This is a genomic window from Paenibacillus sp. FSL R5-0766, assembly GCF_037971845.1.
In the GTDB taxonomy this organism is placed as follows: Bacteria; Bacillota; Bacilli; order Paenibacillales; family Paenibacillaceae; genus Paenibacillus.
The window spans coordinates 1,001,693-1,027,284 of record NZ_CP150227.1 but is presented as its reverse complement, the minus strand read 5'-3'; the positions used below and the strand labels follow the sequence as shown (position 1 = coordinate 1,027,284).

General features: G+C 47.1%; 13 protein-coding genes. 3 read left to right on the top strand and 10 right to left on the bottom strand.

What is annotated here, in order from left to right; all coding sequences use genetic code 11:
* Positions 1 to 121 precede the first annotated feature (121 nt).
* The 5 genes from MKY66_RS04640 to nirB all read right to left on the bottom strand — a co-directional run bounded on the left by MKY66_RS04640 (position 122) and on the right by nirB (position 13,521).
* A complete protein-coding gene (locus MKY66_RS04640) occupies positions 122 to 2,833 on the bottom strand; it encodes a beta-glucosidase (protein ID WP_076213176.1) in 2,712 nt (903 codons plus the stop codon).
* A gap of 662 nt (positions 2,834 to 3,495) precedes the next feature.
* Positions 3,496 to 8,466 (bottom strand): DUF4132 domain-containing protein, encoded by a 4,971-nt coding sequence (locus MKY66_RS04635; RefSeq protein WP_076213174.1) that lies wholly within the window; start codon positions 8,464 to 8,466, stop codon positions 3,496 to 3,498.
* Between the two features lie 24 nt (positions 8,467 to 8,490).
* Positions 8,491 to 8,910: a hypothetical protein gene (locus MKY66_RS04630; RefSeq protein WP_076213171.1), complete on the bottom strand. Its 420-nt coding sequence runs from the start codon at positions 8,908 to 8,910 to the stop codon at positions 8,491 to 8,493.
* Positions 8,911 to 9,252: 342 nt separating this feature from the next.
* Entirely contained in the window at positions 9,253 to 11,385 is a 2,133-nt protein-coding gene (locus tag MKY66_RS04625; protein WP_076213573.1) for a molybdopterin oxidoreductase family protein, read from the bottom strand.
* 21 nt (positions 11,386 to 11,406) lie between these two features.
* Positions 11,407 to 13,521, bottom strand: coding sequence for a nitrite reductase large subunit NirB (gene nirB, locus MKY66_RS04620; protein ID WP_076213168.1), 2,115 nt, complete (start codon positions 13,519 to 13,521; stop codon positions 11,407 to 11,409).
* Between the two features lie 425 nt (positions 13,522 to 13,946).
* On the opposite strand from nirB, the gene MKY66_RS04615 reads away from it, so the two are divergent.
* Positions 13,947 to 15,176, top strand: a complete 1,230-nt coding sequence (locus MKY66_RS04615) for a nitrate/nitrite transporter (RefSeq protein ID WP_076213570.1) — start codon at positions 13,947 to 13,949, stop codon at positions 15,174 to 15,176.
* Positions 15,177 to 15,306: 130 nt separating this feature from the next.
* Here MKY66_RS04615 and fabF read toward each other — a convergent pair whose 3' ends face one another.
* Entirely contained in the window at positions 15,307 to 16,545 is a 1,239-nt protein-coding gene (fabF, locus tag MKY66_RS04610) for a beta-ketoacyl-ACP synthase II (RefSeq protein WP_076213567.1), read from the bottom strand.
* A 143-nt stretch (positions 16,546 to 16,688) separates the two neighbouring features.
* Here fabF and MKY66_RS04605 point away from each other — a divergent pair, with 143 nt between their 5' ends.
* Both MKY66_RS04605 and MKY66_RS04600 read left to right on the top strand, forming a co-directional pair.
* Positions 16,689 to 17,552 carry a helix-turn-helix transcriptional regulator gene (locus tag MKY66_RS04605; protein ID WP_076213166.1) on the top strand — a complete coding sequence of 288 codons (864 nt, stop codon included), beginning with the start codon at positions 16,689 to 16,691 and terminating at the stop codon, positions 17,550 to 17,552.
* A 149-nt stretch (positions 17,553 to 17,701) separates the two neighbouring features.
* Positions 17,702 to 18,376 (top strand): response regulator transcription factor, encoded by a 675-nt coding sequence (locus tag MKY66_RS04600; protein ID WP_076213163.1) that lies wholly within the window; start codon positions 17,702 to 17,704, stop codon positions 18,374 to 18,376.
* A gap of 19 nt (positions 18,377 to 18,395) precedes the next feature.
* Here MKY66_RS04600 and MKY66_RS04595 read toward each other — a convergent pair whose 3' ends face one another.
* The 4 genes from MKY66_RS04595 to MKY66_RS04580 all read right to left on the bottom strand — a co-directional run bounded on the left by MKY66_RS04595 (position 18,396) and on the right by MKY66_RS04580 (position 25,588).
* Positions 18,396 to 21,638 carry a response regulator gene (locus MKY66_RS04595; RefSeq protein ID WP_076213144.1) on the bottom strand — a complete coding sequence of 1,081 codons (3,243 nt, stop codon included), beginning with the start codon at positions 21,636 to 21,638 and terminating at the stop codon, positions 18,396 to 18,398.
* 177 nt (positions 21,639 to 21,815) lie between these two features.
* Positions 21,816 to 22,121: a PAS domain-containing protein gene (locus MKY66_RS04590; protein ID WP_036672654.1), complete on the bottom strand. Its 306-nt coding sequence runs from the start codon at positions 22,119 to 22,121 to the stop codon at positions 21,816 to 21,818.
* 72 nt (positions 22,122 to 22,193) lie between these two features.
* The gene (locus MKY66_RS04585) at positions 22,194 to 24,191 is read right to left on the bottom strand and encodes a methyl-accepting chemotaxis protein (protein WP_076213142.1); all 1,998 of its coding nucleotides are present in this window, start codon (positions 24,189 to 24,191) and stop codon (positions 22,194 to 22,196) included.
* A gap of 539 nt (positions 24,192 to 24,730) precedes the next feature.
* The gene (locus MKY66_RS04580) at positions 24,731 to 25,588 is read right to left on the bottom strand and encodes a MetQ/NlpA family ABC transporter substrate-binding protein (RefSeq protein ID WP_083657230.1); all 858 of its coding nucleotides are present in this window, start codon (positions 25,586 to 25,588) and stop codon (positions 24,731 to 24,733) included.
* Positions 25,589 to 25,592 lie beyond the last annotated feature (4 nt).

Genomic DNA, 25,592 nt, shown 5'->3' with positions numbered 1-25,592 from the left:
GAAAAAGCCGCGGCCACTAGGCCACGACTAAATTTCCTAATCTATATAAAGTAGAACCAACTGCATTTGACACAAATAACTTCACTGGGAGAACAACTTTTCGATCTCCCTGATTGCACTTTTATTTACCAGACTTGCTTCCGATATTCACACTGCCTGTCAGACGAATATCATCGGATGCACTGCCGACATACACTTGAACTTTACCCTTAGGCATTACCCATTCATGTGATGTTTCATCCCAATAGGACAGTGCGCTGCGATCCAGTTGAATGTTGACCCGCTGCTGCTTGCCTGCTTTGAGATCAATCTTCGCCCAGCCAGCAAGTTGTTTCTTCGGAGTCTCGACTTTGGTTGGCAGATTGCCAACATAGACCTGTACAACTTCTGCACCGTCAACTTTACCGGTATTACGCAGATTCAGGGATACTTCTACGGTTTCCTTATCACCTTTACCAGTGTTCTTCACATGTAGATTACGATAATTAAAATCGGTATACGACAGTCCGTGTCCAAAAGCAAACGCCGGTGTCATGCCTTCTTTGTCATATCCTTTATACCCTACAAAAATACCCTCGGAATAGTTGCCCACCCCGTTAACACCCGGGAATTGTTCCGCAGTGGATACCGGGGTCTGGGAATCATCTGATGGGAACGTCACCGGCAACTTACCGGATGGATTCACATCACCAAACAGCACACGTGCCACTGCATTACCTTGTTCCTGACCTGCATACCAAGCCTGAACGATGGATGGCACTTCTTTTTGCCAGGAATCCATTTCAACAGCGCGACCACTCATTTGCACCACAATCGTTTTTGGATTGGCTGCTGCTACCTTGCGGATCAGCTGCTCCTGGTTATTCGGCAGCTTCAGGTCGGAACGGTCGACGTAACCTTCACTGTCATACGTACGAGTTACCACGACGGCAACATCTGATTTTTTTGCCAGATCAACTGCTTTTTGCATTTTGATATCCACAGCGTCTTCTGGAGCTTCCCAGCCAAAACGAACCTGCGCACCCATATCATGATTGGTCTGTACCGGGAAATCCGTACGATACTCAATTCGAATATTGTGGGACTCGCCTTCTTTGAACGTGATTTCTTTATTCGTTGTACTCAATGTTTCACCTTGATTGTCTACGAGTAACTTATCATCCACATACAGTTTTGCGGAACCTAGACTGGTCAGGGACAGTTTATATTCACCCGTTTGAGGTGCTGTGATCGCCCCTGTCCAACGAGCAGACATTTTGGCATTGAATTTCGTAGGTGTCACTGGAAGCTTGGAAGATTGCGCGTTAAAACCTTCATAGTTGTAGAATCCAAGATTCATATTAACCTGATGATCTGTTCGGACCAAAGAAGGATTACCCTCCATATCTTTATTCGTCCAGTATTCAGCACGCAGACCGTATTCCGCACGATCTGTACCATAGTCTCTTTCACTTTCCTGAGCATCCGCTGGTGATAAAAGAGTAGAAGGTACGGCGGATGGTCCATTAAATGCATCTCCTGCGGAGATAGGATCCGTTCCGGCAGCATATTTTACATCCACACCGTTACCAGCACGGTTACGAATGCCTTGCAGCGGACTTACAGTATACGTTGGATTAACCAGACTGCTACCTCCACCAGCAGCCGATGCGTTATCTGCATCCGGTCCGATGACAGCGATGGATTTCACGTTTTTCTTGGACAGCGGCAGTGTATTATCGTTGTTTTGCAAAAGAACCATGCTCTCTTCTGCAATTTCACGTGCCTGTTTGCCGTCTTTCTTGGCATTGATTTGTGTATTTGTTACCGGGTTATCAAACAGCCCTTTATCGAACATTTGAAGCAAAATGCGTCTAACCTTCTCATCAATGGTTTGCTCGCTGACTTCGCCATTGTTCACGGCTTCCAGTAGCTTACTTCCCCATTTGCCGTAAGGCTCTCCAGGTGTCTCCAGATCCAGACCCGCATTAGCAGATTTGGCCGTGCTGAAGTTTGCGCCGTAGTCACTCATGACAAACCCTTCGAAGCCAAACTGATTCTTAAGGACATCTGTCAGCATCTCCTTGTTCTCACAAGCATATGTACCGTTCACCTGGTTAAATGAACACATTGCTGAACCAAGATCCGCTTTTTCGACCATCGCCTGGAACGGACGTGCATAGACTTCCTGAATGGCACGTTCGCTGGCTGTTGCATTGGTCGTGAAACGTTCCGTCTCCTGGTTGTTCAGGATATAGTGTTTCGCTGTAGCAATAACTGGATTACTTTGAATCCCGTTCACATACGCTGCACCCATGCCGGAAGCCAGTAGCGGATCTTCCCCGAGAGATTCGAAGTTCCGGGAACCCCATGGTGTACGTGCAATATCCAGCCCAGGGCCGAGCACTACATTATGTGTTGTATCATGTGCTTCCTGACCGATCAGATCGCCATATTTCTTGGCCAGATTGGTATCCCAGGAAGCGGCAAGCGCGATGGGTGCAGGCAATGCCGTGGACTTTTTGTCCTGCACATCCGGGTTAGCCACACGTACTCCTGCGGGTCCATCTGCCATCTGTAATGCCGGAATGCCGAGGCGCTCCAATCCATCATTATAGAAACCATAATAGTTATTTACTTTACCAGTTACGAATCCAACTTTCTCCTCCAGCGTCATCTCCTTGAGCAACAGCTCGGTGCGTTCTTCCGCAGATAGAGATGTGTTCATCCATGGCCGATCGGCCCCGGATTCCGCCTCCGCGGCGAAGGCGTGTAACGGCATAGCCGCCACCGCCACGATGATTAATAACATAAACCATCGTTTGAGGAAAATCAGATTGAGTCTTCTGTTCATGTTGTAAGCTCTCCTTCTCTCTTGATCATTTTTCTTGTGCACATATTGAATACATGTATACAAGGGAATGCAAACTGGCTTGATCCCAGTCTTTCAAGCATTCAGGTCGTCCTGCACATGGCTTCCGAAACTGCAGCCTGCAAGCCAGTCAGCAGATTTCGCTTTCTAACGATAGCCGACATGATCATGAATTACATCCCCTTAAATTTGGTAAATGACCGATTAGAACAAGCCTAGTTCTTTGGAATCACCATATTAATAATTCAGATAACAAGATAAGAAAACGAATTATTTACATTTCCGTAACTACTTTAGAACAGATTCTTAACTTTTAAAAACAGTCGGTTCGACCCACTCCCAATCAACCAATTAATGCAATTAATTATCAGATTAAGGAATATACCCACACACTCTGGGTCCTAAGTCTATTTGAAAACGGAACCAATCCGGTCCATTGAAATATCCAAAAATATAAAAGCAACTGAGGTCCCTTTTAACAGGTTCTTCAGCTGCCTTTATGTTGGAATTGCTCCATATTGTTCACTTTCCGACCATGATTCTTGTTCTACACTCGTTATATTGAGATTCGAAGTTACATTGAAATCGGAGTAACAAATAAAAAACCGCCCCAAGAGGGGCGGCTCACTTCTGTTCAATCACTTCTAGTTCTGTAATTGTGCAAGAATCTGCGGGTCCTTAATCTTTTTATCTTCAGCGAGCAACATCACCTTGGACAGAATCTCAGCTGTTCTCGGATCTTCATCCAGGAATGGCAGGAAGATTCGCCCCCGATGCTGACTGTGCACCGGAACAATATGAAGTGCACCTGTGGCTTGTTTGAACACATTACCACTTCCCAGATGAACAGCATACTCACCTAATTCACCATCAATTCGTGCGTAATTCCCGTCCAAACGTACATTGTCGATCTTCAGCAGACGCAACGACTCATTCACAATGACGTGGCGCATCTCGATTGTTGTCAGGCTGGCTTCCGGATCTACGCCTCCCACATGTGCAACGCTGACCACCAGATCGATATCACGCATAACTTCGGAGAAGAACGTCAGCGGCACATCTTGCAGCGCTACAGGTTTGTAGCTCTTGCGATCGTAGAACTGCACCGTCTCCAAGGTAGGTGCTTCGGTATCTGCTGGTGAGAACCAATCTGCCATGGCATAGAGATTCGCGATCAGATTATGCTCATAACTTACCTTCTGCAGACCTTCCTCATAACTGACAGTCCATTGGCGTCCTTTCAGCAGAGCTACTGCTTTTTTCGGTTGAATCTGATACCCGGCATATCGGCGAGACACCGTACCATTAGCCAATTCGTCCTCGTTAGGAAGATACAGCTCACGGAATACCTGCTTGAACGGCTGACGCTCCTGACGGGTGAACAGATCCCGCTGGAACTCACTCCAGCTTCCGCTCTGATACAGATGAAGCGGATGAGCAATCAACAGTTGATCCTGTTCCGCTAGTGCCTGGATCGTACCCTCCGGTCCTGGAGCAACCAATCCACTGGACGATACATCGAATCTCCCAGTCATGTCACCTGACTGGAAGACAAGTGTTCTTACCAGCGGTTGTATAACCGGATTTTGCATCAGACTGGCAATTTCCTCACGTGTAAATGACGTTCCAGCAGTCATCGAACGTTCCAGCTCCTGCCGTGCACGGCGATACTGATCCACCAGATCCGATTTCAGCTCTTTCAGTTCAGCGATATATCCATCTTTTTTGAACCGGGCAGGTACAGATTTGAGTGTCTTGCTTTTGCTAACGATAACCATCTCGGGTTGGCCTTCCTCATCAATGACCAATTGTGCCGTCGTGTCAGCATCCAATGCATGAGGTTCAAAGAAGGATTTCATCTCATCCAACTTACGTGCTTCCATGTCCCACATCAGCCGCGTAACATCGGCATAACCTGCATTACGAGCAAGATTGCCCAGTGCAATCTGTGAGGCCACACCTTCACTGGCACGGCGTTGCGCACCGAATTGTTTGCTCTGCATCAGGAACTTCTGAATGAAGTCGTATCGCTCACGCAGATCCTGTTCGCGATTTACAGCGAATGGAATCAAACTGTAGGTTAACAAATGATCCTTGTTTCGCTTGTCTGACACGGACTCACGCATATCGTCCAATCGAAGCTTGCCCAGTGCAGCATCTGCGAACAATTGGGATCTGCGGTGATTAGATCCCCCGGAAATGTACTTGGCACAATCGTATAACAGATTGAATCGTTCCTCTCCGACAGCAGCATAGGCTTCTTCAAACCATGCGATATCAAACGCACCTTCATTAAAGTCCTGTGGTGAGATTGGAGAATAGTGGGCCACGATGGTTTCTTTCTCCGCAGTAAAGCGTTCATTAATATGGGCATGGAAGTACCAGGCTGCACTGCGAAGACCTTCCCATCCCAGATGTTTCGCTACAATCTCCATCCACTGCGGGGCGTACATGGCTGCTTCCAGCAATTTTTTCTCATTCACCGGATACTTATGGAGCAACTCCCCAAGACGCTTATCATCTTCTCCATCCCGTGGATGACAATTCTGAATTAAATAGCTAAACGTCTCTTTACGTGTTGTGTTGTCTCCATAACTATAGATATATCCACGGACAAATGTATCCTGATCCATCGCCGAGACCAGATGTACCCAGTGTTCCATGCCTTCAATTCGATCCAGTTTCATGGCAAGTGTGCTTACTTCTGTAGAGAGTTCTCCCCGGGTCAGCTCAATCTCCAGAATGCGATCGACCACCGCATCTCGCAATTGAACAAGCTTCGGATCACTCGCGATCATTTCTGTACGAGTGGATGTTAAGTCCCGAATAAACAACAGACGATTCCCACCGACCAGCACCTGTCGATATATCTCTTGATCATCAATCAGGTTCAACTGGTACGCACGCAGGAAATCTTCAAGTGACAGTAAAGACAGCGGCTGACTACTCTCTACAAGACTGGTGAACTGGTAAGCCGTCTGGAAGAACCGTCTGAAGCTGTTATCGTCATGGATTTTGCCACGAACTACATAATTCCAAGGTCCAGTCATAATATGAAGCATACCTGACTCTTTCTCGAGTTGATCAGCAGGCATACTTGCGATGATGGAGGCCCAGGTTTTCTCAGCTATTTCAAACGTGTCGATCGGATCGCTATCCTGAAATGCCGCCGATATCAGTGCCACTACCTGATCCTTATACGTTAACGAATCCAGCATCTGCTGCAGCTTTTCGATGTCATCCAGAGGATAGATCCGTTCGGCAAACGACTTGCGCCAGCCTTCCAATAACGGAATCTTCTGCAATTCGTCATAGTCATACTGCTCACGGAAATAACTGTAATGGTCGCTCAAATTGCCATTGAACTCCCCGAGCTGTATAGCCATGTATAGCTGCATCAGTTCCACACTGTTGAACTCGGCATGTTGAATATAGTTCTCCCATACGTCATGAAGCGGGAACTGTTCCATCTGCTTCATTTCATTCCGCTCTCCATACGGAACCTTGGAGCGAAGACTCGCTCCGACTAACAATGTGTCTTTATAGCCAGCGTAGTATTCCACTTGATACTCATAATCCCTGTGTTCATGCACTAATTCACTAAGTCCCTCCAGAAATGGTCTGGTCTTATCCAGAGAGAGTGTAAAAATATCCTTCGGATTATGGCCCTTGAGATCACGCTTCTCATCCAGCAATGGCTCACGTCGCTTCGGATCAAATAAACCAAATCCATTAGAAACTGTGTAACGTCTCCCCTGATCAGTCAGCTTATCCAGTAGTTTCTGTTCCTTGGCAGTGGGTGTCTCAATCAGCTGCGCCAATGGCTGCAATTGCTCCTGCTGATCTATCCGCTCTGGATCTGCCGCAATCTCGGTCAATAATTCTAGCGCACCCAAGCGCTGCAGTTCACTCTTGGCCTGCAAAAGTCGCTTCAGCGAGACCTCCAATTGGTCCACAGGTTGCAGTAACAATACATGGATGACCTTCTGACGAAGTGAGCCTGTTTTGAGCTTCATCAACGCCTCCATCTGTTTCATCTCATCAACCGTCAACGTGAGCAGCTTCGCTTTGGCGAGTGCACTCTCCCGATTACTGATGCTTTTATCGGACAAACTCTCAAACACAAACTGTCTTTGCACCTCATTATCAGGATGCTGAACAAACTGGGACAACAGTTCTCCGCGTAGTTCCGGGCTTAAACGGTCCTTGATTGCGATGACCTCCCCGATCCATTCCGGGTCCATATCATAAGCGGCCAAATATAACATTTTCTTGACTACATCATCCGTATCCATCCGGTAGTGAACATACTCAAGTACACCCGATGGTCCACCTGACCCGCCTTTTGGAATGGCACCCAGCATCTGTTTGAACCGATCAAAGTCCTGACGCCGCAAGGCCTTATCTCCAAGAGCAGGCAATGGCCACACGTAGACGCTACGCTGATTCTCTCCATTCTCAAAACTCCAGTTGTACATATACATCGCATCATAGTTGGTCACAATCCAGTGCATCAACTCGGTGTCCTGCGCCTCCAGATAACGACGTGCAATGTTCAAACGAAGCTCTCTGTTCTGGCTGTTAGCCAGTACGTATTGGGCAACAATCTTCTGATATAACTGACCTTGATCCATAATCTCGATTATCTTGCTCTTCAATTCATTCTCTTCAATGACCGCTGTCGCCCACAGACTGATAAAGAGTTTGTTGGCGTTAGCTTCCTGCTGCCAGGCCTCGCGTACTTCTGCTTGCACAAGCGCCTGATAGGCCTGTTCAATCAACTGTGCGGCAACACGCTGGTTGGCTGCTTCTAGGCCGATCCCCGTCCATACGGCAAGCGCTCTTACCACAGAACTGAAACGAATCAGGTTGTTGTCGATAATGATTTTTAATATGTAAATATAGGCTTCCAGTGTCCCTTCATCCATCCGCTCCACAATGCTTTGGCGCAGCCCTTCCTGCAACCTTGCTGCAACGAGCAGCTCACCCACCATCTGATAGGCATCCGCCTGATCGCTCATGAATATACCTTTGATCATTTCATGGGTTAACAGCGCCGTCTGATTGTCACCATAGATAATATCATGCAGCGCCTGCTTCATATCTCCGCCCTGATGATCCAGTTCATAAGCGATACAATCCGCCAGGACCCAACGGATCTCATGCAGATAATCCAGCTTGTACTCACGAAGTGACACATATTCTTCCAAAGAGAAGTTTTTCATTTCCATACGGAACAATCCCATCAGTTTGCGAATGACCTGTTCTACATGCTGCTCCGGATCGGATGTGCGAAAAGGCCGGCGTTCATAGTTGTTACTGTATGGGAAACGAGTCGCACGCTCTGCAATATAACGGAATCGTGCAACCAATGACTCGCTCGCCAGATGCTGGAGCACACCCAACAGTGGCTCGAATAATGTTTTCTGCGTTTCTGCAGCCAACCTTCCAAGCAACTTATCAGTATTCAAAAACATCTTTTCGTCTCCACGCAAATACGTAGACCCGGCGATCTCCACAACATAGCCTGCCAGCTCAAGCTGTACCCCTGTCAACGACTTGGCTCTTTCCTGCAATCCATCCATATACACCTGTACTTGCTCTTCCTGATTCATCCTGTTCTCCTCCTTCATCGCTCTTTACCAAAGACGTCCGGCAAGCATTGTAAAACGAATAAACACCACGTTATCTCCGTCTTTTACAACAAGTGACTCATCCAGTTCCTGCAATTCTTCATCGTTGAGAAACACTTTATACAACCCATCCTCATAGGCGGTTATCGCTGTATCCATCGCAACTTCCAGATCAGGAACACCCTCATTGTATACTGCGCCAAACCCGACTTTCCCCACCGCTCCTTGCGCGTCAATATCATCCGGCATCAGGTAGGCGAACAATTCTGCCTGTTGTTTCTTGTCCTGAAGCGCTTTTACTTGTACAGCCACCATGTTCTCAATGAGCTGCCTTAACGTATGAGTTGTTTCCGGAAGTTCGGCAGCTTGCTTGGCAAGTACCGGCTTGCGTTTGCCCAGACTTTTTACCGTTATCCATACATTCACTGCATTACCTCCCTTGTCCTGCTCTATTTGAAGAAGCTTCCATAAGCCCCGATATCTATACCACGATGCGGAATATCCTAAACTCGAAATGACGATCTGTCTCTAAATAAAATATAAAATACGTACATATGTACCCCTAATGAACATCATAACTAAAATTCAATCCATATTCATGAGCCAATCCTCATGTTTACGTGGAACCACGGAACTATGGCATACTTGCGTACATATACGCAAAAAAAGCCGCACAGTCTCATATAAATATGGACTGTGCAGCCGCTTAGCTACCATTAGAACAGCTTATGATGCCTGAGAACCTTTATAAACTGAAACCTGCATGAATCATCTGGCCAAGCGCAAAGGTCGAATGGTTACGGCCACTGTCTTGAACCCAGGCATTCGGCAGAACGGATCTAGCTCTGGTCTGGTGGCCCGATTCACATTCTGAATGCCACCCCAATGCATCGGCACGAACAAGGTATCCTCCCGAATCGAATCTTTGATGCGCGAACGAACCGTGAAGCTTCCATACGTCGATTGAATCTCTACCCACTCTCCATCGTGAATACGATAACGGGCAGCGGTAGCCGGGTGAAGTTCAACAAAGTTCTCCAATTCACGAGCTGCCAGTGCCGGACTTCGATGTGTCTGCACCCCTGTAAGATAATGAGGCAGCACACGCCCATTGGTGAGAATTAGGGGGAATTTCGGCGATACATCATTCCAGCCCGGGCTGGATTCAAATGTGAATGCCGCTTTGCCGTCCGGGTGAGCGAATCGTTCACCGAACAGCAGTCCTTCTCCCTGATCCTCCAGGGCAGAACACGGCCAGTATACCCCTTTCCCGTTACGCAAACGCTCATAGGTAATGCCATAGTAATCAGCCACTCCGCCGCGGCTCGCCACCCGAAGCTCATTAAATATATCCTCAGCATTGTCATATTCAAAGTAAGAAGCTTTACCCAATTGCGCGGCAATCCGGCATAATATATCCCAATCATCAAGCGTTTCTCCCGGCGCAGGTAGCCCCTGTTCACGGAGCAGAACACGCCCCTCCAGATTGGTCAGTGTACCTTCATTCTCCATATAAGATGTAACCGGCAGAACCAGATCAGCCATGCGCGCTGTCTCCGATAGGAACATATCTGCCACGATCAGAAAGTCCAGCTTGCGCAGACCTTCTTCCACCAAACGCACATTGGGATTGGATACGACCGGGTTGGAGCCCATTACAAGCAACGCCCGAATCTCCTGATCATGGACCTTCTCCATCATCTCGTAGGCGGATACCCCTTTGCCTGGCAAACTTGCAGGGTCTACACCCCAGACGGATGCCACATAGGCACGATCGGCTTCATTTTCAATGGATCGATAGCCCGGCAGCTGGTCAGCCTTCTGTCCATGCTCCCGTCCGCCTTGCCCATTTCCTTGACCTGTGATGGCACCATATCCGCATCCTTCTCGGCCGATTTTGCCAGTCGCGAGCACCAAGTTCAAAAAGTGTCTGACGGCCATATGTCCATCCGTCTGTTGTTCCACACCACGTGCTGTCATGATCATGCCTGTCTCTGCCTCACCGTAAGCCATCGCAGCCTGACGAATCAGCGCCAGATCAACCCCGCACGCTTGTGCCGCCTGTTCGAGTTGCAGATCAGCCAACCCTTGTATCAATTGCTCGTAACCATGCGTTCGTTTGTCTATAAAATGAGGGTTCACCAATCCGGCATCCATAATCACCTTCAACATGGCATCCGCTAGCAGAGCATCCATGCCGGGTTTCACCTGCAAGTGAAGGTCAGCAATGGCTGCGGTTGCCGTCTTGCGTGGATCAATAACAATAATGAAGGCTCCGTTCTCCTTCGCCTGATTAAAGTATGGCAGAAGGGTAGGTTGGCATTCTGCAATATTGGTACCTGCAAGTACAATGCAGCCTGCCTTGGGAATATCGGACAAACGAAACGTCAATCCACGATCCATCCCGAACACCTTACTGCCAGCTGAAGCCGCAGCTGACATGCAGAACCGTCCATTATAGTCGATATATTTTGTCCCCAATGCAACTCTGGCGAACTTGCCGAGCAGATAGGCTGTTTCATTGGTCAAAGATCCGCCTCCGTAGACTCCGACCGTATCTGCTCCGTATGAATCTTTCAAGTCCTGAAACCGCTCTGCGATGGTCTGAATGGCCTCCTCCCAGGAACAGGATTCAAGCTCGCCATTGCGACGAATGAGCGGATGCATTAATCGTTGACCACTGAGCGCATGTTGATGAGCATTCATACCCTTCACACACAACCTGCCCTGGGAGGCTTCATTCGGAACACCCTGAACCGTATACTCACCACGACGCTGGCCCGCAACAGGTGCAGCCAATTCTTCAACAGTCATCTTGCACTGCACACTGCAATACGGACACTGGGTTTCCTTAACATAGAGCTTGGAGGCTGTTGGTTCTGAACTCACGGATAATCCCATCTTTCCATCCCCGCCTTTCATCTATATATCAGCTTGAAGTGTAGCTGCAAGTTCCTTCTGTAACTGGTCATCCAGCAGCGTTTCCCGAATGGACATGAATCCCAATCGTTCCGTCCATGCCCATAACGGCTCATCATACCAAGCGGTTTGGCGATACCATTGAAGGCAGGCTGATGCGAGTGCTGCCGCTTGTACCTCTGTTTCAGCCACCCCGAGCAAGCCACCTTGTTTGACCGGATGTTCTGCATGACCGCCTGCATAGATCTCCCAACCAGCTGGTGAAGCCAGCAAGCCGATATCTTGCACCAGTGCGCTCACCAACGAACCAGGCCCTGGTGCAACGCCCATATTTACCGGCGACGGCATCGCAGCACCGATCCAACTCGCACGAAGCTGTGCAGCCAAACCACCTGCATCCCTTGCATAGGATAACAGTGGAATATGATCATCCCAGCGCACCTGAACCTCTGAGTGACCTTCAATCTCTCGAACAACTATCGTTCCTCCGGATACCTGTAAGTAATAATGAATTACGGGGCGACATACAGAGCAACCATGTTCCGAATCCCAACCCAGCTTCTGCAAGATCAATGATATGTCTGGTAGCCCTACCTCCATAACAACGATGTCATCCAGCATTTCCTTTAGTTCTGCATGCCCAAGCTCCGTACAACTGCAGACCGGCAATGAAGCAGGTTTATCCGGTATGGCGACCACTACAGTACCCCCGTTATTTTTCAGGTTATGTGTATGTTTTAATAGAGCAGCCACCATCGGGCGACAGCCACCGCATGAACCAGAAGCCTTGGTCTGCTCCTTCACCTGATCTGCCGTCTCGAGACCCTGTTCCTGAATAGCTTTCATAATGGCAGCCTTGGTCACATTGTTGCAGGCACATACGGTCTCTTGAGCCGGTAATGCCGCCGCAGCCACTTCAGCTGGATCCGGGGCCCCTTCACGCGGTGCCAATTCCGCCACATCCGCACCTCGTTGCACAAGTCCAAGCAATGCTGTTCCTTCGGTTGTATCTCCAAATAAAATGGCTCCACGCACTTTGCCAGCCTGCATCAGTACTTTTTTGTATGTGCCTTGAATGCCATCCAGATGTTGAATTGCGGTCTGCATGCCTTCCCCGCTAATCTCACCCGCCGAGAAAACATCAACTCCTGATACCTTCAGTTGTGAATAAGGAATTGAACCCTTATATTCAGAAGTTTCCTTTCCACAGAGCGTACGTGCGAGCACCTTCCCCTGTTCGTATAAGGGGGCCACCAGACCATAACTGATTCCCCGATGTTCAGCACATTCCCCAACTGCGTAGATATCCGGTACACTAGTGCGCATATAATCATCCACCATGATTGCCCGATTCGTAGCGATTCCGCTTCGTCTAGCCAGGTCCACATTCGGCCGAATCCCAACAGCGACAATGACAACCTGAGCTTCAAGCTTGGAACCATCTGTAAAGAGCAGCCCCTGCGCCTGCAATCGCCCGGTAATTTTCTGCGTATTTTTGGCCAAAAGAAAGGACATACCCTGCCCTTCAAGTTCCTGTTGAAGCATCGCGGCAGCATTCTGATCCAACTGCCGGTTCATAATGTAATGTGCGTTATGGACCACCACAGCTTCCATGCCCAAATGCAGCAACCCGCGCGCAGCCTCCAGCCCAAGCAATCCGCCACCAATGACGGCGGCCTTGCGATAGGTTTTGGAATAATCAGACATGCGCGTACAATCATCAATCGTTCGGAAGGACATGACCCGCTCTTTATCAATCCCCGGAATCGGTGGGATAAAAGGTGAAGAACCTGTCGCCAGAATCAGGACATCATAGGTTTCTTTTAGTCCAGATTCAGTCTCTATATATTTTCCACGGATATCAATGCGGTGTACCGTTTCACCTGTACATAGCCGGATATGATGCTCGGCATACCAAGTCCAATCATTGATAATGATATCCTGTAACGAATGCTCGCCCTGCAATACTTTTGATAACATGATCCGATTGTAGTTGGGACGGGGTTCATTACCGTAGATTACAATCTCATACGTATCAGGCTCCAGTGCGATAATCTCTTCGACACACTTCACTCCAGCCATGCCATTCCCGATAATTACCAGTTTGCTTCTGCTCATGGGCTGCCCCCTATCTCTCTCACCTGAAAATAAACAGAAAAATCCCTTCTCCATGATTCGGAAAAGGGCACCGTTGCCTCCGGAATCCACACGCCTTTGTGTGGATTCATATTAGATTCAGATTAAGGGAATCCGAATCTAATGTCAACTAAATTAACATTAAAATTGTGAACAACGATTAAAAAATGAATTATTTAAAATCCCATGTAATTTTTGTTGACATATACATTTTCTCTTGATTATAATTTGAATCAAAATCACAGTGCTGTGATCAACTCAGATGCGGGAACACAATGACGTGTACCGCCTGTCGGCAACGGGGCCGCAAATCGTTCAGATCTGGACGAATTGCGGCCTTTTTCTGCCTTAACAAGCACATAGACAAATCACGAAGATCTCAATTGGATGAGGAGCGATGATGGATGATGGAGAGCAAAAGTTTTTGGAAAAGCGGGCATAAGCCCACCCTATTCGGAGCGTTTATGTATTTTGACATCAGTTTTATGATATGGGGAATGTTGGGTCCACTCGCAGTTGTGATAGCATTGGACTATCCGATGACTCCACTGGAAAAGGCCAATCTGGTCGCATTGCCTATCCTTGGTGGCTCCATCCTGCGGCTTGTGCTTGGCTTCATGTCTGATTATATAGGTCCGAAATTGACCGCACAGATTGGAATGCTCGTCACGCTGGTTCCTTTATTACTCGGCTGGTTATGGGTTGACTCTTTAAGCCAACTGTATGTGGTGGCACTCTTGCTGGGTGTCGCAGGCGCTTCCTTTGCTGCTGCGCTACCTCTGGCAGGCCAATGGTATGGCAAAGAGCATCAGGGTCTGGCCATGGGTATTGCCGGGGCGGGTAACAGTGGAACCGTACTAGCGACGTTGTTTGCCAATCGTTTGGCTACGCATTTTGGCAGCTGGGAAGTTGTGTTTGGACTTGCTATTATACCGATCGCTATCGTATTCATCCTCTTTTCCATCTTTGCCAAGAATAGCCCTAACCGACCTGAACCCAAGAAATTGTCCCAATATGGAAGTCTGCTTAAACAAAAAGATGCTTGGGTATTCTGTGCCTTCTATTGTGTAACCTTTGGTGGTTTCGTTGGATTATGTAACTATCTCACCATCTTCTTCAACACCCAGTATGGGCTCTCTCCTGTTCGTGCCGCAGACATTACCACCTTCTGTGTGATCGCAGGCAGTTTCTTCCGGCCTGTAGGGGGTTATCTGGCGGACAAAATTGGCGGAACCCGCATGCTGACTTTCCTGTACACTGGAGCCTGCATCATGTTGATCGGAGTATCCTTCATGCCACCGCTTCCTGTGGTAGTAGTCATGCTGTTCCTCGGTATGATGTGTCTGGGAGCCGGAAATGGCTCCGTGTTCCAACTGGTTCCCCAACGTTTCGGCAATGAGATTGGCCTGATGACAGGTATTGTGGGTGCCGCTGGCGGATTGGGCGGGTATGCACTGCCGCTGATTCTCGGTCAACTGTATAGTAGCTATCAATCCTATACACCAGGTTTTGTCATTCTTAGCCTGATTGCAGCTGCTTCCCTGTTCCTGGTTCTCTTCATGCAATCCCGCTGGCGTGTGAGCTGGTTGAGCCGAGGTAACAAAGGCATGGCGGAATCGACATCCCTCTCTTCCTGAGGCGTACAACCACTTGGCCGCTAACCAAGGTACAGTGTATGTGGATGATCCCGAAGTCGAAGTAAGCAAAGAACAGCGCAGCCCGATGGGTCTACGCTGTTCTTTCTGCTTAAAGCTGCTTTCTTTCTGCTTAAGATGAATATTTTTGAAGAATAATAACCGCATTATGACCGCCAAAACCAAAGGAATTAGACATCCCAATCCGCAAATCTGCTTTTCTTGCCTCGTTTGGCACATAATCCAGATCACATTCGGGGTCCTTCTGCTCCTGATTGATGGTCGGAGGAATGATGCCATGCCGCAGACTTTGAATAAGTGAGATCGCCTCCGCACCGCCTGCTGCACCAAGCATATGTCCCGTCATGGACTTATTCGCTGTGACCGGAATATCATAAGCACTTGTCCCGAAAAGTTGCTTAATCGCTCTTGTCTCAGACAGATCACCTGCCTCCGTACTGGTGGCATGAGCGTTAATCACATCAATGTCCTCAGGTCCAATCTGAGCTTCTTTCAGTGATGCTTTCATCGCCAGATATGCACCCCGCCCTTCCGGGTGGGTAGCTACCATATGATACGCATCTGAACTGGCACCATATCCAATTACTTCAGCAAGAATATTCGCCCCTCTTGCTAGAGCATGAGATAGTGACTCAACGATCAGAATTCCGGCGCCCTCCGCCATGACAAAACCGTCTCTCCCCGCATCAAATGGACGGCTTGCTGCTTGGAACGCTTCATTTCGTGTAGACAACGCTGTCGCATTACCAAAGCTTGCCAGTGACACCTCTGTTACAGCAGCCTCTGTTCCCCCAGCAATAATAACATCGGCTCCGCCATGACGAATTAACCGGAAAGCCTCTCCAATGGCTGTATTGCCAATGGAACAAGCGGTTACTGGCGACAATGTCGGTCCCCAGCAACCAAACCTCATACTAACCATAGCTGCCGCCATATTGGATATCATCATGGGTACCAGTGTTGGGCTGACTCGCGCAGGTCCCCGATCGGACAGGACCTTGCCTTGTTCCATCAATGTCTGGATGCCGCCTATGCCTGAACCAATATATACCCCTACGCGTTCGCGGTCCAGTTCGTCCATCACAAGACCCGATTGTGATACAGCCTGATCCGCAGCAGCAACAGCAAATTGAACGAATCGATCCATGCGCCTTGCTTCCTTGCGTCCAAAACGTTCTTCACCATCAAAGTCACGGACCACACCAGCGATTTTCGTTTTGTACGAAGCTGTATCAAAATGTTCTATATGCGATATACCTGATCTACCCTCAATCAATCCGTTCCAGAATGTATCTACATTATTTCCCAAAGGAGAGATAACTCCCATTCCCGTAATCACGACTCGTTCCATGTCCATTCCATCCTCCTTCAATGCTGTTGTCTACCTTACGCTTACGCTCTGCTACTAATAGTGCACTTTCGAATATCCTATTACAAGTTGTCAATTATAATAGTATAATGACTACCATGATAACGAGGATTGAAGGTGATGGATTGAACTACGATGTCAGGTTACAGGCATTGTCCACTTTTCTGAAAACACAGCGTTCCAAAATTTCTCCCGAATCGGTCGGTTTACCCACTGGAAGTCGGAGAAGAACGCCTGGGCTGAGGAGAGAAGAGGTTTCCCAACTGGCAGGAGTGAGTACAACATGGTATACCTGGCTTGAACAAGGTCGGGATATTCAGGTATCCCATTCCGTGTTGGATAACATTGCTTCAGCACTGAGGCTTACTGCGGATGAACGAAAGTATCTGTTTTCGCTCGCCATGGAGCATCATACAGAGCTGCCCACACTGGAAGAAGAACCGGTTCAACTTCACCCTTCCTTGCAGAAAATTTTGCAAGAACTTCATCACTGCCCTACCGTGATCTCGGATCGGCGTTGTTACATTGTCGGCTGGAATGACGCAGCCCGCCATGTTTTTATGGACTTTGAACAGATTGCCCCCGAACAGCGGAATATGATCAGTCTGTTATTTGATCGCAAGGAATTTCGCAGGCTTGCGGTGAACTGGGAGGACTTTGTTAGCGGATTTCTGGCGATTTTCCGTGCCTATTATGGTCAGTATGTCGATGATGAGTGGTATAATTTATTTCTGGATGACATGATGAACAGACATCCCGATTTTCACACCCTTTGGAAACAAAGCAGCGTCAGCAGTGCTCCGGATGTCTTAATCGAATTCAGACATTCCAAAGCAGGCAAAATGTTGTTTGATCTGACTTCGTTGCAGGTTCAAGGCAGCTCCGATCTACGTTGCAGTGTCTACACGCCGGCACCAGAGACCGCTACCGAGCGTAAACTGATGCGCCTGATCGAGCGTGAAGCGGATCCACATGTTGGCAAGCATTGACTCAGAATCTCAGGTCTTGCCCAATCATGTTAGAATCCTGACATCCTTTTGTTGCATATTTTAATTATCAGGGTATACATGATCAAGTATATTAAGCTAACCCATGGATCATAGACCTTCTACACGAAGTCGATTCAGAAAGGAATATCATGACCAAAGTGCTTATCATTGAGGACGATAACATGTTAGGAGATACATTATCCCTGTATTTGCAAGGTGAGGGGTATGATGTTATCCGTGTCGCTAACGCAAGAGATGGTCTTCTACAACTTCAAGCGCGGCCTGATATCCTGCTTCTTGACCTGTTGCTCCCTGATTCGGAAGGCAAGAATCCCTGTTCTCTCATGCGTCAGCATACAGCAATTCCCATCATCGTCATCTCTTCGTTAACCGAAGTCTCGGAGCGAATTCGATCATTAATAGATGGAGCTGATGATTATGTATGCAAGCCTTTCAGCATGCAGGAAGTGAAAGCACGTATTGAGGCTGTATTACGTCGTTACTCCATATTGAACAGCTCCATTGTCACTGTACAGGATTGCGGAATTTCTCTCGATGTGGCTCGGCGAGCCGTCCTGTTGAATAACCAGCGAGTGGAGATGACATTCTCCGAATTTGAGATCATGAAGCTATTTGTCCTTAATCCCGGCAAAGTCTATAGTCGTTATGCCTTGATTGAAGCCATTCGTGGTATTGATGCTTATATTAATGATCGCACCATCGATGTGCACATTACCAAGCTTCGTAAAAAAATTGAAGAAAACCCGAAAAACCCCCAATATATTCAAACCATCTGGGGGGTCGGATATAAGTTCACACCTTAACACATCAGCTTCATTCATGTCACCAGGGCAGAGACCCGGTAATGATATCAATCTCTTTTTGTACCTTCTCCAATACCGAACTCAGTTCCTCTTCTTCGAATAACGCACGGGACAAAAGCGATTCCAGTTGAAAAACCAGACGTAACAGCTCCACTGCATGCAGATTGGCAGCCACGCCTCGGAGAGAATGAACGCTGCGGATCGCACCAGCAATCTGCTGCTGGCGAAGTTGAGTGGTCAGTTTGTTCTGAAACGAGTCATACTCCATCCTGAATTTCGTGAGCGCATATTGCAGAATATGTGGCTTGCCGTCCATCTGCCTGATCGCCTTATCTACATCAATTCCGCTAATCTCCCGCATACCTCTCAGATCAATCCATGTTGCCAATATGTCTGCCATCTGTTGTTCATGGATGGGTTTGGTCAGGATGGCATTCATCCCAGCCTCCATACATCTCTCATGATCTATTTGTAGGGCATTTGCTGTAAGCGCGATTATGGGTGTACGATCATATCCCCTCATCTTGCGAATATGTCGCGTTGCTTCCACTCCATTCATATCAGGCATGTACAGATCCATTAGAATCAATTCCCATACCTGTTCGTCTAACTTTCTCAGAACCTCTGTGCCACTGGCTGCCAGCGTCACTTGGAACCCTTTATGTTCCAGCATCGCCCGAATCGCCAGTTGATTGATCTCATGATCCTCAGCTATCAGGATGTGTCCTTTCTGATCAAGCGAATAGGGGTCGTCGCCTTCAGCCAACTGACTTTTGACCAGCGGCCCTTCACCCTGAAGTGCAAGAATGACTTCGAATAATCCCAGACGTGTAATCGGTTTGACCATCATGATATCAGGGTGTACGGATCTCTCCTCAATCCACAGCGCATTTTCGCTAAATGCCCGTGTGTACCCCAACACCTGAATTTTCGTTCGATCCAAACGCTTCATAAAGTTGTCCCATAACGAACCATTGACTGTGTCCTCTATATCCATATCCAACATGATCAACATCGAACTTGTCCCTTCGGCTTCAGGAGTATACCCATCACTCTCCATCATATGGTTCAAGGAAGTATACAGCGTCGGATTCATCCCGAATGAATAAAGCAGCTGCTTCAGGTTTTCGCCCATCCGTTCATCATCTTCAATGATAACCACATCATTCGCACCATATAGGAGAGGGTGTGTCTGCAGGGAGAAACTCTCTTCTTCTTCCGAATCCGCAAGTTCAAATATCAAGTCGAATGAAAATAGACTGTACTCTCCAAGCACGCTGTCCACCCGCAAGTCTCCTCCCAATGAGGTTACCAGCAGGTAACAGATGACCAGCCCAAGTCCTGAGCCACCATATGTTCGATAAGTGGAAGGCTCCGCTTGCGTAAACGGGACAAAAATATGCTCCAGTTGTTCAGGTGAAATTCCAATCCCCGTGTCTTCGATCTCAAAACGAACCTGTACTCGCTCGGCCTCCAATGAAATTACCTCTGCCTGCAAGATAACATATCCATGTTCTGTGAATTTAATCGCGTTACTGAGCAGATTTAATAACACCTGCTCAAGTCGAAAAGGATCACCAATTACCGTTAATGGCAGATCGGGGTCGGTTGTAAAGATCACTTCGATATCTTTGTACCCGAGGGCCACACCGATCTGATCTGCCACACGCTTGAACACATCCTCTGGTGCAAAGGGTACTTTCTCCAAAATCAGTTTACCTGCCTCCATTTTCGAGAAATCAAGAATATCATTCACCAGAGTAAGCAGGGTTTGTGAGGATGCATTGATTTTACTCAAATAATCTAATTGTTGTGAGGTTAGATCTGTCCGTTGAAGCAACAACGAAAAGCTGATAATACCGCTCAGTGGGGTACGAATCTCATGACTCATGAATGCAAGAAACTCACTCTTTGCCTGACTGGCTTTGTCAGCCTTAACACGTCGGTACTGATCCGAAATGTCATGAATAACTGCCTTGACTTTCTCACACGAGTTAGGGGATTTTACAGGGTAAAGGTGAACCCGAACATGTTGTTCTTTCCCTTTCCCAACAATGAGACTCAATTCCGTATCCTGAGGTATATTGTGGTGTAAAACTTTTTGAAAAGATAACACCCAGTTCGCCGACTGCTCAATGAATATCAATTCTTCAAGCTCACGGCCCATGACTTCATGCCTGTCGAGATCAAGAACATCCAGAAATTTCTGATTAACTGACACCACACATCTGTTGCCATCCAAACCGACAAACCAGTCTGTCGACACTCGTTCAAGTGTACGGTATCGTTCCTCACTCTCTTGAATCCTTCGTTTAACTGCTCTGTGTTCCGTAATATCAAGTCCATACCCTATGACATACTTCACCATACCTTCTTCTCGCAGCGGACGAAGCTTCACCAGTGAATAGTAACCTCCATGCTCAATCTCGTAAAAGAAAGACTCCCCTTTCCATGCCCGGTCGAACTGCTTCCGCAGGAACTCTATCTTCTCCTGAGGTAAAATATCCAATGTGCCCAGTTTGTAATCTTGCTTCAGACTACTCATATCCAAGCCCAGTTGGGAGAGCATCTCTCCCTCAAGCACAAGATACTCGAATTTTCCGTTCTGTTTTCGGATTTTAAAAGTAAAACCCGGCTGCATACGAAGCATCTCCAGCATTTCCTGATCCCTCTGAATGACCAATCTCCTATATCGATGATTTTGGTTCAGATAATACAGGAATAATATAACGGACAGCAGGCAGATACATTGAAAAAAGAGAATCTGCCCCATCATTAGCAGAGAAGGGGAATTTGTCTTTAGTGCAGACAACTCATACACAGTAATCAACAGCAACGCTCCGGACAACCACTTCTGCATAAATCCCCTGATATACTTAAAGATCAGACATATGGCTACGACAAATAACAACTCTGTCAACGCATACTGCCAGTTTTCCAACAAGGGATTACGCCCCATATTAATCCGAAATATCCACATGAATGCAAAAGTAACGAAAGCAGAGCGACTCCCACCAAAATAAGCAGCAAGCAGATACACAATGGCCCGGAAATTCAACAATGTACCATCCTCAAGCACAATAGAGAAATAATAGAGCGCCGTGCCCAACATGCTCAGCGTAACACCAATAATGATCCGAGTCGTGATGGATGTTGAACGGGTAGCATTTGTATGGTTCAGATAGTGATGAATCAGGAAAAGAAAGCTCAAAATCAGCGTAAAATTCAGTACAAGATCGCGTAGCAATTGGTCACCGTCCACATTACGACTTCAGGATTTCATGCATTCAATGAATGTTGTCAGATTCATGGTCGCAGTTCCTCAGTACACAAATCATAGTATGCCGTGCTCCCTTATTCAATTGACGATATTGACCATTTTCTTGAAAATAATTACTACTTTCAGCTAACATCCCCTTATCACCAAACAACGTTTTTTTCATGAAAATTCATCATTAAATATGCTGATATAAAAAAGAGAATCATCCAAATGAACCGATGTAATCGTGACCTGAGCTTCCCATACTTCCTGATCAGCCTTCATTAATTTGGCTACGCCGGACCAGGTCTGGTTCCCTCTCCAGTGGGTATCCATAAGCAATCGTGCAGGCTGACCTATGGTGCTTTCCCGTGAGAATCCTGTTTTGGTTACATAAACGGAATTCACATCCAGAATCACACCCTCCTCATCTGTAATCATGACCGCATCCGTTAGCAGTAAGAAGGCTTTGAGTTCCAGTTGCATGGTTGTCCACTCCCTCTAATGAAACATGATGTGATGCTGTCCCTGTGTGATACCCTCTTCTACGATCTCTTTTTAATACTTAAACTGTCTAATCAGGCGCTGTAGCTCTTCAGCCAGGGTAGACAAGCCCCGAGCCGAGGAAGAAATCTGCTCCATCGCTGCCAATTGCTCCTCTGAGGAAGCAGCCACTTCTTCGGAGGCCGCGGCGTTGCCTGAAGCAATACCTGCCAGTTCATTGGACACAGCAGATACTTCCTGTACACCTGCTGTGATCTCTTGCGACGTGGCAGCAATCTCTTCAATCTGAGGTGTCGTTTCCCGCATGCTATCCAGAATGCGTTCAAACTTCCGAATGGCCTCTGTTGAGATTTCCATACCCTCTCCAACCTCTGAAGTCACCTTCTCCATCATGCGAACGGAAGCAGCCATATCTTCCTGTACCGCTGTGGTTAGCACGGTAATTTCATTGACGGATTGCCCTGATTGCTCTGCCAACTTGCGTACCTCCGCTGCTACAACGGCGAATCCATTCCCATGCGTACCTGCACGAGCTGCTTCAATGGATGCATTCAGCGCGAGCAGATTGGTCTGCTTGGCTATATTTCCGATTAACTCCGTGATGGCTGAAATTTGGTGTGATCGTTCATATAACGCCTGAATCAATTGGTTTGTCTGTTCTACCGTCTCTTGAATCGAGTGCATCTGACTCACCGTCTGCTTGACGGTGTTGCCGCCTTCTTCCGCTTGTACCGTTGTATGTTTCGCCAAATCAGCAACTTGTATGGAACGTTCGGCGATTCGTGTTATCCCAATTGTTATTTCATTCATGGCCTGATGGTTGTGGTCAATACCTTCGGTCTGTCTCTCCGCACCACTCGCAATTTCCTGAATGGCTCGCGCGACCTGCTCACTGGCCGCACTGGTTGATTCCGCACTCTGAGTCATCTCATCCGACGAGATGACAACCTGGCTTGTACTGTTTTCCACATTTTGAATCAGCACACGCAGATTGTGCTGCATTTTGCCAAAGGCATCACTCAGTTCACCAATCTCATCATGGCTTGTGCTAGTAATCGTTTGGGTTAGATCCCCTTCACTCACCTGGATCGCCTGATCCTTCAACTGACGAATGGGTCTAATGATGGATCGCATCACAAGCCAGATAATCACAATACCAACAACGAGGCAGGAGACAATAACAATAATCATTCGTTTTAGAATTGGTGCTGCCGCATCGTCTACCTCAGAAGAGAACATGGTGCCAGCGACCTTCCATCCCGTGGATGCATTCGTTGCGTAATACATCACTTTATCCGTTTGATCAACGGTATAGTTGAAGTTGCCCGATTCATTCGCATACACCGGTTTCCAAAAATCCTCTGTTGCATCTGTTCCGGGTTCTACCGTGGGATGGTAGATATACTTTTCGCTGGCATCCAATAGGATCAGATATCCCTGTTCTCCCACGTTAATTCCACTAACCAAGGTACTGATATTCGACAGATTCAGATCCAGCTGGACTACACCAGATTGGTCATTCAATGCCTTGGCGATGGTGATGGTGATTTCGTTTGTCTCGGCAGAAATATAAGGGTCTGTAACAATGACCTGCTCTGGAGTACTCATCGCTTCTGTGTACCATGGTCTTGTTCGCGGATCGTAATCTTCAGGCATTTCCGCATCGGAGGACATCAGGTAAACACCGGCTTCTGTTCCCACTCCTATGGTGATGATGTCTTTGTTCTGTGCAGCGTACCCCTTCAATTCGTTCACAACCCGAACCTCTGCATCTTCTTGACGTAATTCCTCTGCGAGTGTATTCGCATAATATTCAATGTGGTCGCGCTTGGCATTAATCGAAAGATCGATGGTCGCACTGGCAAGGTTCACGTTTTCCATTGCACTATGTAGAATTTGCTTCTCAACTTCATTCTTCGCACTGTTATAAGACAAGACTCCAATACTGAACGATGGAATGGCCAAGAAAGCAATAAAGGACACCACCAGTTTCGTCTTAAAGTTATTAAGGATCTTATTAAACCAATTCGATTTGCTATTTTTGGGGGACAAATTTCTCTACCTCTTCCAGATTAATTTAGTTTTACTTGATCTACTTATAAGTTGAACTAGAGATATTTACACTTGCCACTCCGATAACAGAACAACCTTCCAATCGCTGTTATCCCCAGATTTTTTTTAATTCCCCTTTTTTAGGGGAAATTCGGTGATAAAGGCGACCGCTTCGCTTTTTCAGTTTTTTCTGTCCTCTCCGTTTTCGTGTAAATGATTAGTACAGCTTATATAGCTCTTGGTCTAGCTCTCTTAGAGTACAAAGGCCTCCTTCCTCAAGATATTAAAAATTAGGTCCTGCCTCTCGCAAAAGACAATTTTCGCACTAGAAATATTACTTAAATCTCTTAATTTATAATCCTAAAGAACTACTTTCAAACAAATTATACGAAAAAACTATTAAATAAAGTAACCCAGCGATATGACCAAATTGTTAAATTTTTAAATACTTGTTACAATAACCTGCCGAATTCCATAAAAAAAGATCCAAGCGTTATCGCTCAGATCTCAAAAGCTGTTCACATAGGACTACATATTCTTTATTCAAATGCCGGGATCGCAATATCTGCATACTTCTCTTCGAAGAAAGCTTTGACCTCTGGACCTGCCATGCGTTTAGCCAGCTTCTGAATCGCTTCGGAGTCCTTGTTATCCTCACGGGCAACCATGGTGATCGCAAAATGGGAATCATCCTTCTCGGTTAACAATGCATCCTTTTTCGGTGTAAGACCGAGCGGACTGGCATATGCCGGAGTCATGGCTACCAGATCAGCATCATCCATCATGCGAGCCAGCATCAACAAGTCCACTTCCTCAAACTTGAAGTTCTTTGTATTCTCGGTGATGTCTGCCTGTGTGGCGTTAAAACCTACGCCCTCTTTCAGCTTAATCAATCCGTTCTGCTCCAGCATCACAAGAGAGCGACCAATGTTGGAAGGATCGTTTGCAATTGCAATCGTTGCACCTTCTGGCAATTCCTCAATCGTTTTGTACTTTTTGGAGTAGCCGCCATAGATGGCATTATAGATAGGCTGTACAGCCACCAGATTGGCATTGTTCGCTTCATTATACTGGGTCATGTAAGGCACGTGTTGGAAGAAGTTTGCGTCCACTTCTTTATTCGCGAGTGCCGTATTTGGTTGAACGTTATCTGACAGCACAACAACTTCCAGATTGACGCCATCTTCCTTCAAAAGCGGTTTAACAATATCCAGTACGTCTGTCATCGGCGGAATCAACGTGGCTACTTTCAGCGTAACTTCTTGTGCAGCTTGTGTATCTTCTTTTGTTCCTTCAGCCGCAGGTGTTTCTTCTTTTTTGCCACAAGCAGCTACAACCAGCATTACTGCAAGCAACATAAGCATCATTTTTGCTTTCATTTCATGTCTACCCCTCATCGTA